We start from the raw sequence: 12,394 nt of genomic DNA on the forward strand, positions 1-12,394 counted from the left end.
TGCCCCCGCTGTCATGCAATGTATATTGTCATCATCCTGCCCGCCTGCCTGTATAAAAGCAAGTCATTGCAAGATACTTTTGTTGTATTTCTTTACTAACGGTAAAATATCACTTTTATTCAATGCCAACCGCAAAAATCTTGCGCGGCAGCACACACTGAAAGCCATTCCATTATGAAATGCGGTATTGTCGGCCTGCCAAACGTAGGCAAATCCACCCTGTTTAATGCAATTACTAAAGCCGGCATCGCCGCAGAAAACTACCCCTTCTGTACCATCGAGCCTAACGTTGGCATTGTTGAAGTACCGGATAACCGCCTGCAACCGCTGATTGACCTGGTCAAGCCGCAAAAAGTCCAGCCTGCCATTGTGGAATTCGTAGATATTGCCGGCCTGGTTGCCGGCGCTTCCAAAGGTGAAGGCCTGGGTAACAAATTCCTCGCCAACATCCGCGAGACTGATGCCATTGCCCACGTCGTACGCTGTTTTGAAGATGGCAACGTGATTCACGTAGCTGGCAAAATCGATCCGCTGGCCGATATTGAAGTGATCAATACCGAGCTGGCACTGGCGGATATGGAAACCGTAGAAAAAACCATGCAGCGCGAAGGCAAAAAAGCCAAAAGTGGCGACAAAGACGCCATCGCACTTATAAAAGTATTAGACAAAGTATTACCGTGCCTGAACGAAGCCAAAGCCGTACGCACACTGAACCTGGATTCTGATGAACTCGCATTGCTGAAACCGCTGTGCCTGATCACCGTAAAACCAGTGATGTACATCACCAACGTGATTGAAGGTGGGTTTGAAAACAATCCACACCTGGACAAAGTACTAGCCCTGGCAAAAACCGAGAAAGCACCCGTCGTGACTATCTGCGCCAAAATCGAAGGTGAAATCTCCGAACTGGACGAAGAAGACAAACTGCTGTTCCTGGAAGAGCTAGGCCAGGATGAACCAGGCCTCAACCGCGTCATCCGCGCAGCATACGATTTGCTAGGCCTGCAAACCTACTTCACCGCCGGCGTACAGGAAGTCCGCGCCTGGACTGTGAAAAAAGGTGCCACCGCACCGCAAGCTGCTGGCGTCATCCACACCGACTTCGAACGCGGCTTTATCCGCGCCGAAGTGATTGCCTACAATGACTACGTGCAATACAAAGGTGAGAAAGGCTCGCAGGAAGCAGGCAAAATGCGTCTGGAAGGCAAGGAATACATCGTGCAGGACGGCGATGTCATGCACTTCCGCTTCAATGTTTAACTGACTTAAAAGACTGCGAAAACACTATAAACGATTGTTGTCGTCCCTAGACACAACTGCTATAATCGCGGTCTTTCAAATGGTGATGTAGCTCAGCTGGTTAGAGCACAGGATTCATAATCCTGGGGTCGAGGGTTCAAGTCCCTCTTTCACCACCAAAATACTAAATAAGCCATTGATTTAATAGATCAATGGCTTATTTTTTGCCTTAATTCCGACTATGGTGGTACACAAGGGTGGTACACATCATGTCAGCCAACTTCTTGACGCAATCACGTCACAGGTCAATTTATTACTTCCGGCGCCGCATACCGTTCGACCTGCAACATCACTTCCCTAACACCATACTGAAAAAATCACTTAACACTGCCAGTAAGAAGCAGGCTATTATCCTGGCGCGTGGCCTTGCTAGCCAGGTAGACAGAATTTTTGAACATATCCGAAGTATGAAAAAGAATAACGAAGAAGACTTAATTGAAATCTCATGGGGCTTTGAGCTGCATTACGATGAGCATCAACAACCAATTCTCAAAGTTACAGATGCCCAACCTCAGGACACTGAGTCGATAACGGCTGTGGTTACAGCCGCGCTAAACGCCTCTAACAATAAACAACATAGCAAACCACTCGACCAACCGATAGGCGCGACTATAGCCCCCTCAAAATGCTTTCAGGACTATATTGAGTTGTACTTTTCAAAATCAGAGCTGAAGCCAAACACGATAGCAAACTACAAGAGCAAACTCGAAGACGCCAGGCAGTTCTTTGGTGAAAACTCAAGCCCTTTAAGCATCACACAAATCGGCATTGTTCAGTATTCAGACCACGTGAAGGCCAGAATCGAAAATATCACGACCCAAGGGCTTTACATTCAAGTTGTATTGTCATTCGTCAACTGGCACCGCATTCGTGAAGGTCTCGGAACTTTAACGTCATCTACATTGATCCCTACTCGGCTTACGCCGCAACATGAAGATAGAGAGGAATTTAGTGATGATGATATGCATATCATATTTACGAATGCGTACAGATATAGTCGTCAGCAACCACACAAGTGGTGGGTAACAATTGCTGTTGCCTTTTTAGGTTGCCGAATAGAAGAGTTATGCCAGGTGAACATCAAAAGTGACTTGTTTCATGATCAAGCTCAGGACATTTGGTATTTCAACTTTAATGAATCTCCTGACGCAGATGGCAGCCAGAAGAAATCACTTAAAAAGATGACAAGTTGGAGAAAGGTGCCTATTCACCGAACATTAATTAAACACGGTTTTATTGACTACCTTAAGTCGCAGTCTGCAAAGGGTGCAAACCGTCCATTTGAACTGCGCTGGGCGGCTAGGGTCGTTGAAGCTGATGGCATTCACAAATGGAGCCATTACGTAACTAAATGGGCAGGCAGGGAACTGACTAAGCTTGCCGAAGATAACCGGGTTGTGAAAGGCAAGAAAACATACTTCCATTCTATGCGGCATACATTCGCCAGACTAATGCAGGATGCCGGCGTGGCTGGTGAGATTAGCGAAGCACTCGCTGGTCGCAATGCCGGTATTGGTGAACAGGAACGGTATGGGAAAATTAAGAACAACTACGCTTTGCTTTACAAAGAAGGTATCGAGAAAGGCCTAGGGCCGCTCGAAGATATTTTGGAGTCAGTAATAAATCATAAGTAACACCCATATATAAATACTATTAATAGTATTTATATATGTATTAATAATAATCTTCAGGTGGGGAGACGAAACTCCCCCTAACCCCTTTAAAATTAAAGAGGTCAGTTTTATCCTGAACACAATTACCAAATTTCTTCAGTATGGGTCCCTCCTGCAATTCCTGTACTTTTATTGATTTGTAACCACTTACAGGTCCGACGATAGTTACAATCTCACTGGCACGGCTACTAGGACCTCAATTTAGTTGAGGCAACTCCACCGATAAGTTTCAGCCAGAATCCTTCTTGACTTCGCTGACATATAGCTACAATTGTGGCTGCTACTACATGGTCAACTTATACAACTGTGCCAGAACGTTTGGATGCCGCTAGCACGCACAGAGGGCTTCTAGGTACATTATAGTCAGCGATGACTTATCTTTTACGCTGTAAGCAAAATAAACTTAGCCTGGAAAATTGATTTGGCAAAACTACCTGAAAGCGGCTTCCAAGATGCCTTTAATTGCACAATAGCCCACTTGTAGAACCGCCACTTACAATCACCCACCCTACCCCATATCTACCTATAAAATATCGCGTTTAAACGTGACTTATGAAACAAAAGAAGAGTGTACGGATATTACTTATGAATGAGATTGCATCTGTATTTTCAGTTAATTACTATTAGAATGCTGTAAGTCTATTTCACAGTTCATGCCTATGCGCGAAGTCGAAAGCCATTCCCATTCATTCCTACCCGGTACGTGGCCATTTAAAGTTCCAACGACAGCTGCTGGCTTCACGACTGATCGGCTTTTAAAGGAAAACTTGCCGATCTTACGTGTGTTTCACTCCTCAGACGGAGACTGGCAATTTTTCAATGGAGATATTGCGGATGATGACGAGTGTAAGTTGGTCTGCTTAGGGTGTATGTACACACGGGATAGCACCATTGGTATCTTAAGCAGCCTTCCATGTGGATGGTTTGCAAGCAGAGAATCAATTGATAGCTCTTGGGAATGCGAGCCATATGAAGAGGATGGCTCTGAAATTTGATATTGTAGCAAAGCAAAACGGCTTGCAATTTATTCGCACCAGACATTTAAACTATCATACTAAGCAGCTCTTAAGTATTGATAGAGAGTTTCCCTGGCTATTCCATATTCACGTGCTAATGCAGCTCTGTTTTTGTGGTTATTGGCTTTATCTTTAGCCACCAGCTCAGCCATGTCATCATCACTCAATGACCTCTTACGGCCGGTATAAACACCGTTAGCCTTGGCAATAGCAATACCTTCGCGCTGACGCTCTTTAATTAGCGAGCGTTCAAACTCCGCAAAGGCACCCATTACCGACAACATCAATTTAGACATGGGCGAATCTTCGCCAGTGAATGTCATGCTTTCCTTAATAAACTGTACCGCCACGCCCCTAGCAGTTAGATCACCGACAATCCTCCGGAGATCATCTAAGTTTCGTGCAAGTCGATCCATTGAATGAACAATGAATGTATCGCCATTACGAAGATGTTTCAGAGCTGCTTGAAGTTGTGGCCGATCAACACTCTTACCACTGGCATGATCGGTGAAAAGCATATCCAGATTTAACCCTGCTAACTGATCCTCTTGCCTGGCTGTCTTTTGATCTATTGTCGAAACACGAATGTATCCAACTAGCTGACCTTTACTACCTGTCATCCTTCTTTCCCTATGCGAATGTGTCAGCATAGACTCTAGGATGATGCCTGATAGGTGTCAAGTAAATGGTGAACCAATCCTAAACTTACACAAATCTCACAATCTACTGACGTCAGGTTTAAGTACACTCCAAACTGACAGATTAACTGAGCTATTGTAGGAGTTGAGTGCAAATCCTACAATTTACAAAACTGAGTTTTATAACCTCTTGGGAGAAAAGATGATTTCAGCACTTGAATACGCGGACCTAAACGGATTACAAATTTCGGATGTGATGCAGAAAATCCATGCCGGAGAGTTAAAAGCAGTTGAGATTGAAAACATTTGGTTCATCAAAGGTTTTGATAGCCCTCTAGATAAAAAGAAATATCAGACACCTATTACATCAACAGTTATGAATACATTCGCAATACTTACATTATTCAGTGGTTTTATATTGGTGCTGTTTCTGATCACTGGCGACAATAGAATAGGTTTGTTTGGCTATAGCGCGACTGTAATTGGTGCTGTAGCATGCATTTTACAAGGGACACTATTTGTTATTTTAGGTCAGGTCGTATTTTATTTATCTAAAATAGAATTTAATACCAGAAAGAGTTCTGATTAATTCACAGCAAGGGTATTGAATCAAAAAGTATATTGCTACTCCCCCTTCTTTGGAACTAGCTTTGCTACTGAATCGAACAGTTCTTTGACAGAGCCGATCACCACGTCCGATCGATTATTGTCATTATTATGAGTAGTTGGCGCAGTGAAAATAACATTCGTTGCGCCTGTTACGATTTGATCCCGAACAGCAGGCTCACGTGTTAGGTCCCCATAGTTTGGAAGTGATGTAGCCACTGCTGCTTTATGCGCATACTCTTCTTCAAAGTCTCGTTCTTTTCTATATTGCGAAAAAGAAAAACCAAATGCTGCATACAATGGAAATAGTACTATTGAGCGAATCGCAATCGTCGCCCATAAAACTTGAGAGGTAACAGGATATTTATTTGGTGTTAATATCGCTGCGCCGATCTCGGCAGTGAATGAATATGTAGCGGTAATAGAGTAACTACCCGCAACTAATGCAATCAAACCCCAAACTATTCGACCATAAAGTAGAGTTGTTTTGCGAGAAGTGAATGCTTGCGATAAAGAACCTGCAACAGCAGGAGCAATCAAAGCTTTAACCTCTTTGCTAAGTTGATTATATTCAGATTTCGCCGTCCCTACATCATCTAGTTCGGCGCTTATTGTTCGAGTATTTCGCTCAAAAGTCAGACTACCAAAAGCCGAAGACACCATATGGTATATTCTTAAGTGGTAATCAACCGAGTCTAGATGAGAAATGAAATTGATAAAATCATTAGGATTTTTATTGACTTTGAAAGCCGCATATGAGTTGATCAAATTGACTATCATTGAGTCAACAGAGTTAAGAGTTGTCCAAGAAAATTCATCCCAGCTATCATTCTCAAGCAACTGCTTTAAAACCGCTCCAATATGGTTTGCAGTTTTCTTGGCATCTTCAAAAGACAAGCCCTCAACAGCGTCAGGAAACTCCCCCTCAAGCTTTTCAAAAGCTGGTAACAATTCCTCAACAACCGATTTGGCATTTGACTTTAATCGATTAATTACAGTTTTCTTGGCCATCCAGCTTCCTTTATAAAATTTATCCTTGATTTGCAACTTTGTTAAACATACAGGAATTCCTACATAATTTACAATCTTTGCATATTTCTAGATAAACTAACCTCAACTGATTTAAGCATTTATTCAATATGTCAAATATTCGAAATAAAATTGACGATGCCAAATGGCTATTGGAGCGAATGTTGAGTTGGGTAGCTGCAGCCGATGTTAAAACTGGAATTGTTTTAAGCATTCAAATTGCAATGTTTGGTGGGCTAGCGGCTACTTATAGTACAGCTGATATAGTCAATCGCTCAAACGCTGCCTATTTCTTCGTTGCTTTGGCTTGTGGCAGTCTAATCTCTGCTGTTTCTTGTGCTGCCGCTGCTGCAATCCCCAGAATCTCAGGTCCTATACGCTCAAATATTTACTTTGGCCGAATTGTTAAAGTTCCTGTTGCCAGCTTCAATGCTGCATTTGAAAAACTTAACGATGCGGATTTCCTGCAAGATCTCACCTCTCAGATACATCGAAATGCTGAGATTGCCAACTTAAAACATGCATGGATTCGATCAAGTATGGAGTGGACTTTTGGTAGCGCGATTCCTTGGTCGGTAGCAATTCTATTATTAATTTAATGGTTTGAGATAATTATGAGTCTACAGGATGATCTTAAAGCTCTTGTTAGCGCTACCTTTTCTGATCTTTGGGAAGTCCAGCAAACAACCAGCATTCCTGAGCCAGCTGATTTAAAACTTGGCGCGAACCATGCAAAAGACCTAGAAACTGCAACAGTACTATATGCTGACCTTGATGGCTCTACCTCCATGGTTGATAGCATGCCTTGGTATTTTAGTGCTGAAGTTTATAAAAACTACTTACGTTGCGCAGCGTTAATCATCCGAAGTGAAACTGGAATAATCACGGCTTATGATGGAGATCGCATCATGGCAGTATTTACTGGCAATGGTAAGAACACTCACGCAGTAAGAGCAGCTTTCAAAATAAGCTATGCAGTTGAATGCATTATCAACCCTGCTCTGACGAAACAATATTCCACTAGTGATTTCATTGTAAAACACGTCATTGGCATTGATACAAGTCAACTTCATGCAGCTCGTACAGGTGTTCGTGGAGATTCAGATATTGTTTGGATCGGTAGAGCAGCAAATTATGCTGCTAAATTGACATCAATGCCTGCGCAAAAAATTTGGATCACTGAAGATGTTTATAACAGACTCAATGATTTTGAAAAATTCACCACAACTGGTGAACTTGCATGGCAAGCTTCAATTTGGTTCGCAATGAACAATCAAAGAATTTATAGCTCGGATTGCGCCTGGACTGAAGTGTAGCCTTTGTAATTCCGGATGTATAAGTACAATTTCAAAAATTCTCGGAAAATTTAATCACCATACCCTCCAACACTTATAGTACCTATTTAGACTTTTTCTTTTTAAATACCCATCCAGCTTGCTATATTGCAAACCAATCTACCCTTAACTAGGGTCAATTACCGGACATATTTTTAAAATCGCTGTTTTATGGTGACATCTCCATGACAGTTCAGTGACATTTTTTGAGCTAAGTCCCTAATGCTACAAGAAAAGTTCTTAAAATCACTTCAGGCTCGAAATGTCACAATTTTGCTCAGTATTTAATTTATTCAAGGGCATTGTTGGCAAAATGTCACAGCAAGTGTCACAGTATTTGACCAAATTTGTTAAATCCACCAGCGCAGAAAATAGCTAAACAGCTGAGAATGATCTATTGATAGGACATGCACAGCACGCTCTCAAACGCATTAATTCAATAAACCTGCCCAGAAAGCGCTTATACTAAATTGGCGGTCTTGTAGCGCTTTAAATGGCGGTTTTCCTGAGATACTCCTGCTCTAATTGACACCATTGATCCGAGCTAAAGTTAACTGGCTCTTGTGCAATCATTCTTCTCTTTAACTTCAATTGACTATCCGCCTTAAATCTTTCATAGCGCATTGTGGACACCTGAATGGCTTGGTTCCAGTCTTCATCAGATGCATTTTCAATCAAAGCCTCAAGCAGAAGCTCTGGAAGAACGTTTGCATTATTGGAAAATCTTCTTAGCAGAGGAACAGCTGAGGATTCTTTAGTAGTAGATATTAAGTTTATTGCTAACATTTGCATGAAATATCCTTTACTCAAATTTAAAGTTAATTCCTCAGTAAAAAGGCGGAGACTAATGCTGCGTCGGAATTTCGATAAGTGCCTATGTATACATCAACGGCAGCACTGGAGCTTTTCAGGATTGAGATTAGTGGACTCAAAGTTTGTCTGATAGATTCATCGGCCTGAAGCTGCCCGCTACCCAATCCAAAGACTGGTATAAAAATTGAATTAAGATGATTTGTATTGCAGTAATTTATGGCAAATTCGATTATTTCTCGGTTTGCAGCCTCTTCAATGAGAACAACCCCTGACCCTCGCTTCTCAATGGCAACTGCATGAACAATAGCTTTTACGCCCCGGCTGTAAGCAGCAAAGGGGGGAGATACGAAACACTGCCCCAATCTGTATGGCCCTGAGTATGGCAAATCTTTCTTTTTTTTATTTATATAATCCCCCAAAGAATCCTCAATTAGCCCTCCACTTGCATCAAATGATGCCGCAAGACGCCTTACTCTACCCGATACTGATGTGCTGCTGAGACTAGCTATATCAAAATCTTTATTTTCAGAAGCTACTATCACATCAATATTCAAAACTCCTAGAAGTGAGCCGCAATAACAATAAACTCTAGAATTTCCTGCAGTTACAGGACCCGTCAAACTTACCGTATCTACAATTGATTCTCGTTGATTAGTTACACTTTTTTTAGCCAAATACGCAAAGATAAATGTAAGTATTAGAAAAATACCGCCAGCTAATAATGGTGACAGCGGAATTTCAGAGGGAGGGTTTGTAAAATTTGATGATAACTTTTCTAAAACTGGTTGCCACCAAGGTGTGATCCACGCCCCTGCACAAAAAGACAACGATGAAATAGCAAGTAAGCTATAAACATTGCTGGGGCGCAATAGGCGCTTCATCGCAAATTCAAATAACAATCCAATTACAAACTCAAGCTTTTTAACTATACGCCACATGCCTCAAACCCAGTCATTTTTTAAATATATTATCCCGGTGAAATTTCATAAACCCACTTTGCTCCTTGTTTAGCCCCCCACAACCATCAGTGGGGTCTATAGCCCAAGTTTTTAGTATGTCGCTAGAAAGATTACTTGAGACTAACATTGCTCCATCATCTGTAAAGCTGATATATCCACGATCAAAGAGATGATCAATATGCGGGGAAAGCAAAAGCCCATTGTTACCGTCAAGCTTCTCGTCATCAGTTGAGCTTCTCCATGGTTTGATATGGCTGGCAATTAAATGAGACTTAACATTCACTCCTGTTACCCGGCAAGCTGATTCCACATCGGCAACATTCTTACGAAACAGCCCTTGTCCACGCCTTGCCTTAATCAATTGCAGCTTGTGAGTTTCTCCAATGTCTTTGCGAGCGGAAATTTTTCTTTCTTCACTAATGTCCTGATCACTTAAACTGGTTTCATCAGCCTCAGTCTTTACAACATCAACCTGACCATCTAAAAGTCGATTTAACTCCTCTGCCATTGGCTCAGGAATTTGACATAAGTAGACTTGATTACCTTTACCATTCGACTTTATTGGTGAGTGCATTGATGGCAGCAACTCCCTTAAAGAGTCCATATGCTTTGATGGAGTCAACGGCAGTTCAATTAAACTAAAATCGACTTTAACAAGCCACCCGTCATCACTCCAGCTTGCCCCCGCTGCTCCAAACTCTGGTTTAGACTCAGATACGGCTCGTGATAACGCTATACCTATAGCGTTAATTGAACCGTTGTAATATGAATAAACAACATCCCCCGGCTCTATTTTTGTCATGTTGTCGTATGAGTTACTAGATGAGCCGTTTCTATTGCGCTTAGGCGACCACATGAAGCCTTCATAGACTTCTTGCTTATAGGTTTGCTTTTGATTCACCCACCAATATTTCATACATTTCCTTCTTTGTTATTCTTATTGAATTATTGAGTAAGCATAACACCTGGGAATAAGATCTATATCAAAGAACCTTATGCCTGATTCTGAGTTAGAATTATGTAAGTATTTACATAATTTTTAGATCTATTTTTTACGATAAGGGGATTTAGTATGTCAGAAGAAAAACATGCCTTTGAAGAAAACTATTCAGACAGCGACTTCTGGGACAAAGTAATTACGTTCGCAAAAACTGCCGGCATAGAAGTAATTCAAAAAGCTCTCTGGCTATATTACGCTGCTCAAAGCCCACTTACACCCTCATGGGCGAAAACTGTAATCTACGGCGCACTTGGTTATTTCATCTTCCCAGTTGATGCTATTCCTGACGTCGTACCTGTCGTTGGCTACGCCGATGACCTTGGTGTTCTCGCTGCAGCATTAGGCACCGTAAGCATGTATGTAGATGACGAGGTTAAAGCACTAGCCTCGCAGAAATTGAAAGATTGGTTTGGTGAGTAACCCGTATACTTGTTATTGCACATGTTCCTCAACTGACCTGCCACGTAGGTAGACGGGTAAAGCCATAAAGCTAGCAGTAATGTCTAAATAGATAGTTTCAAATAAGAAGCTCATTACTACGAATGACCTACAAGCTAACCATTCTCGACCTGCAAAGAAATACAAAAATATTTCGTTTGCAGGTCGCTAGGGCATCTCCGGGAACTGATATTTTTAAAGAGTTACCTATTTAGAAACTAATTAACTTTGGATGTATAAGGTCATTTTCAAAAACTCCAAAAAAAATTAATCACCATACCGTTCAGCACTTATATTTCCCTATAAGACTTTTTCTTTCCCACCGCGTGACAACATATCCGAAGCATTGCGACGGTGTTAATAGGGTCAATAATCATCAAGAATTCAAATAAGGCTGTTTTAGAGTGACACTTGTGCGACAGTTCGGTGACATTTCGCTCTAGAATGCGCTCTGCATGGTAGTGGTTGCTTAGTCAAATTATCCCAAATGTCACTATTTCAAGCTCGTCAAAGCTCAAAATGTCACACATTACTAAATAAATGTCATAGGAAATGTCACTATTTTGACTGAAATGTCACATTGCAATTAGGTGCAACCCACCAGTACACGATGGTGTCTGTGAAGTTATTTGCACCCCATTGAGTTTACGTACACAGGACGATCTGAGAGACACTTTATTAATTCATCAAGGGTATTGACACATACACCGACTCAATTGGCGGTCTTGTAGAGCGTCCTAGATGCATCACAGTTGCTTTTTCTTTTGCGGTTTAACTAACCCAGGCTTCTTACCGAGAGACTCTAAACCGCAGCAATTCAACCTTGCTGACAAGAAGCATAGCCACATTGCTGTTCGTTAAAGTCGGTAAATACGGTAAAGACGATATTGCATGTATTTCAGGTACAAGTTTGTCCAACGTGGCTACTTCGGTTATGCTTTTAGGTGGTACACATTTTATCAATTCACACCACCAGGCTGAATTTAGGTCTATATAAATCAACAGGTTAATTTAATCCTGGGGTCGAGGGTTCAAGTCCCTCTTTCACCACCAGATACAAAAACGGCTTCCAGAAATGGGAGCCGTTTTTATTTGTGTCATTTACTTAACCAGATATTTATTTTGATGCTAAAACTCAATGAATTCTGCTGCAATCTTAAAGCTTCACTAGACCTAAAAAGCTTTAGAATAGTGGGATTGAATCCATCTAAATATATTTCAAAGTCAACATTCGCATGGAAATCAACAACAGTTTTGAATTAGAGTTTATTGCCTGTTTTTCCATGCATCTGGAAAATATCTACAGCGAACACAACCATCCGAAAGACACCAGACAAAGGGATAGGTACTCTGAACTGATTGCCTTCATCAAAGAGTCACCTTTTGAAAGTGCGTTGGAAAAATACAGGCAAATATCACTCGCGGATACTGACATCAGCCTTTTCGACGAGTCCACGATCAAAATGGCGCAGAGACTGGCAAGAATTGAAATGGACCTGCCTCTCGTGCTTGATAATTAAAGTTCTAAATTCCCCAAAGTAGGCCAGCCATTAAGTTAGTCGCAAATTTAGCAATCTCAGAAGATCTTA

Annotated in this window: 12 protein-coding genes and 1 tRNA gene; 8 read left to right on the plus strand and 5 right to left on the minus strand. The window is 41.6% G+C overall.

Going from position 1 to position 12,394, the window contains the following annotated elements; all coding sequences use genetic code 11:
- The first annotated feature begins 174 nt into the window (after positions 1-174).
- From ychF to ASG34_RS03295, 3 genes are all read left to right on the plus strand, one after another.
- On the plus strand, positions 175-1,260 hold the full coding sequence (ychF, locus tag ASG34_RS03285; RefSeq protein WP_055826381.1) for a redox-regulated ATPase YchF: 1,086 nt from the start codon (positions 175-177) through the stop codon (positions 1,258-1,260).
- A gap of 81 nt (positions 1,261-1,341) precedes the next feature.
- Positions 1,342-1,418 (plus strand) — tRNA-Met (locus tag ASG34_RS03290).
- 90 nt (positions 1,419-1,508) lie between these two features.
- On the plus strand, positions 1,509-2,933 hold the full coding sequence (locus ASG34_RS03295; protein ID WP_055826383.1) for a DUF6538 domain-containing protein: 1,425 nt from the start codon (positions 1,509-1,511) through the stop codon (positions 2,931-2,933).
- Between the two features lie 1,093 nt (positions 2,934-4,026).
- On the opposite strand, the gene ASG34_RS03300 is transcribed toward ASG34_RS03295, so the two are convergent.
- Positions 4,027-4,608, minus strand: coding sequence for a recombinase family protein (locus ASG34_RS03300; protein ID WP_055826385.1), 582 nt, complete (start codon positions 4,606-4,608; stop codon positions 4,027-4,029).
- A 220-nt stretch (positions 4,609-4,828) separates the two neighbouring features.
- Here ASG34_RS03300 and ASG34_RS03305 point away from each other — a divergent pair, with 220 nt between their 5' ends.
- The gene (locus ASG34_RS03305) at positions 4,829-5,215 is read left to right on the plus strand and encodes a hypothetical protein (protein WP_156376449.1); all 387 of its coding nucleotides are present in this window, start codon (positions 4,829-4,831) and stop codon (positions 5,213-5,215) included.
- Positions 5,216-5,250: 35 nt separating this feature from the next.
- Here ASG34_RS03305 and ASG34_RS03310 read toward each other — a convergent pair whose 3' ends face one another.
- Positions 5,251-6,243 (minus strand): hypothetical protein, encoded by a 993-nt coding sequence (locus tag ASG34_RS03310; RefSeq protein WP_055826390.1) that lies wholly within the window; start codon positions 6,241-6,243, stop codon positions 5,251-5,253.
- Between the two features lie 128 nt (positions 6,244-6,371).
- On the opposite strand from ASG34_RS03310, the gene ASG34_RS03315 reads away from it, so the two are divergent.
- Positions 6,372-6,860, plus strand: a complete 489-nt coding sequence (locus tag ASG34_RS03315) for a Pycsar system effector family protein (RefSeq protein ID WP_055826391.1) — start codon at positions 6,372-6,374, stop codon at positions 6,858-6,860.
- Between the two features lie 15 nt (positions 6,861-6,875).
- Complete coding sequence (locus tag ASG34_RS03320; RefSeq protein WP_055826393.1) at positions 6,876-7,577, plus strand: adenylate/guanylate cyclase domain-containing protein; 702 nt, start codon at positions 6,876-6,878, stop codon at positions 7,575-7,577.
- A gap of 507 nt (positions 7,578-8,084) precedes the next feature.
- Here the strand turns inward: ASG34_RS03320 and ASG34_RS03325 are convergent.
- Genes ASG34_RS03325 through ASG34_RS03335 form a run of 3 tightly spaced genes read right to left on the minus strand, consistent with a single transcriptional unit; the run spans position 8,085 to position 10,283 of the window.
- Positions 8,085-8,387, minus strand: coding sequence for a hypothetical protein (locus ASG34_RS03325; RefSeq protein WP_055826396.1), 303 nt, complete (start codon positions 8,385-8,387; stop codon positions 8,085-8,087).
- Positions 8,388-8,413: 26 nt separating this feature from the next.
- On the minus strand, positions 8,414-9,346 hold the full coding sequence (locus ASG34_RS03330; protein ID WP_055826398.1) for a hypothetical protein: 933 nt from the start codon (positions 9,344-9,346) through the stop codon (positions 8,414-8,416).
- A gap of 13 nt (positions 9,347-9,359) precedes the next feature.
- Positions 9,360-10,283 (minus strand): HNH endonuclease, encoded by a 924-nt coding sequence (locus ASG34_RS03335; RefSeq protein ID WP_055826400.1) that lies wholly within the window; start codon positions 10,281-10,283, stop codon positions 9,360-9,362.
- A gap of 156 nt (positions 10,284-10,439) precedes the next feature.
- Here ASG34_RS03335 and ASG34_RS03340 point away from each other — a divergent pair, with 156 nt between their 5' ends.
- Together ASG34_RS03340 and ASG34_RS03345 are read left to right on the plus strand one after the other, a co-directional pair.
- Positions 10,440-10,787 (plus strand): YkvA family protein, encoded by a 348-nt coding sequence (locus tag ASG34_RS03340; protein WP_055826402.1) that lies wholly within the window; start codon positions 10,440-10,442, stop codon positions 10,785-10,787.
- 1,253 nt (positions 10,788-12,040) lie between these two features.
- Complete coding sequence (locus ASG34_RS03345) at positions 12,041-12,325, plus strand: hypothetical protein (RefSeq protein WP_055826404.1); 285 nt, start codon at positions 12,041-12,043, stop codon at positions 12,323-12,325.
- The last annotated feature ends 69 nt before the right edge of the window (positions 12,326-12,394 follow it).

The organism is Methylophilus sp. Leaf416, from assembly GCF_001424665.1.
Taxonomy (GTDB): Bacteria; Pseudomonadota; Gammaproteobacteria; order Burkholderiales; family Methylophilaceae; genus Methylophilus.

Excerpts from the sequence above, each read along its gene's own strand:
- ASG34_RS03315 (WP_055826391.1), top strand. The coding sequence starts at position 6,372 with ATGTCAAATATTCGAAATAAAATTGACGATGCCAAATGGCTATTGGAG.
- ASG34_RS03335 (WP_055826400.1), bottom strand. The coding sequence starts at position 10,283 with ATGAAATATTGGTGGGTGAATCAAAAGCAAACCTATAAGCAAGAAGTC.
- ASG34_RS03295 (WP_055826383.1), top strand. The coding sequence starts at position 1,509 with ATGTCAGCCAACTTCTTGACGCAATCACGTCACAGGTCAATTTATTAC.
- ASG34_RS03300 (WP_055826385.1), bottom strand. The coding sequence starts at position 4,608 with ATGACAGGTAGTAAAGGTCAGCTAGTTGGATACATTCGTGTTTCGACA.
- ASG34_RS03325 (WP_055826396.1), bottom strand. The coding sequence starts at position 8,387 with ATGCAAATGTTAGCAATAAACTTAATATCTACTACTAAAGAATCCTCA.
- ASG34_RS03330 (WP_055826398.1), bottom strand. The coding sequence starts at position 9,346 with ATGTGGCGTATAGTTAAAAAGCTTGAGTTTGTAATTGGATTGTTATTT.
- ychF (WP_055826381.1), top strand. The coding sequence starts at position 175 with ATGAAATGCGGTATTGTCGGCCTGCCAAACGTAGGCAAATCCACCCTG.
- ASG34_RS03345 (WP_055826404.1), top strand. The coding sequence starts at position 12,041 with ATGGAAATCAACAACAGTTTTGAATTAGAGTTTATTGCCTGTTTTTCC.
- ASG34_RS03305 (WP_156376449.1), top strand. The coding sequence starts at position 4,829 with ATGATTTCAGCACTTGAATACGCGGACCTAAACGGATTACAAATTTCG.
- ASG34_RS03320 (WP_055826393.1), top strand. The coding sequence starts at position 6,876 with ATGAGTCTACAGGATGATCTTAAAGCTCTTGTTAGCGCTACCTTTTCT.
- ASG34_RS03340 (WP_055826402.1), top strand. The coding sequence starts at position 10,440 with ATGTCAGAAGAAAAACATGCCTTTGAAGAAAACTATTCAGACAGCGAC.
- ASG34_RS03310 (WP_055826390.1), bottom strand. The coding sequence starts at position 6,243 with ATGGCCAAGAAAACTGTAATTAATCGATTAAAGTCAAATGCCAAATCG.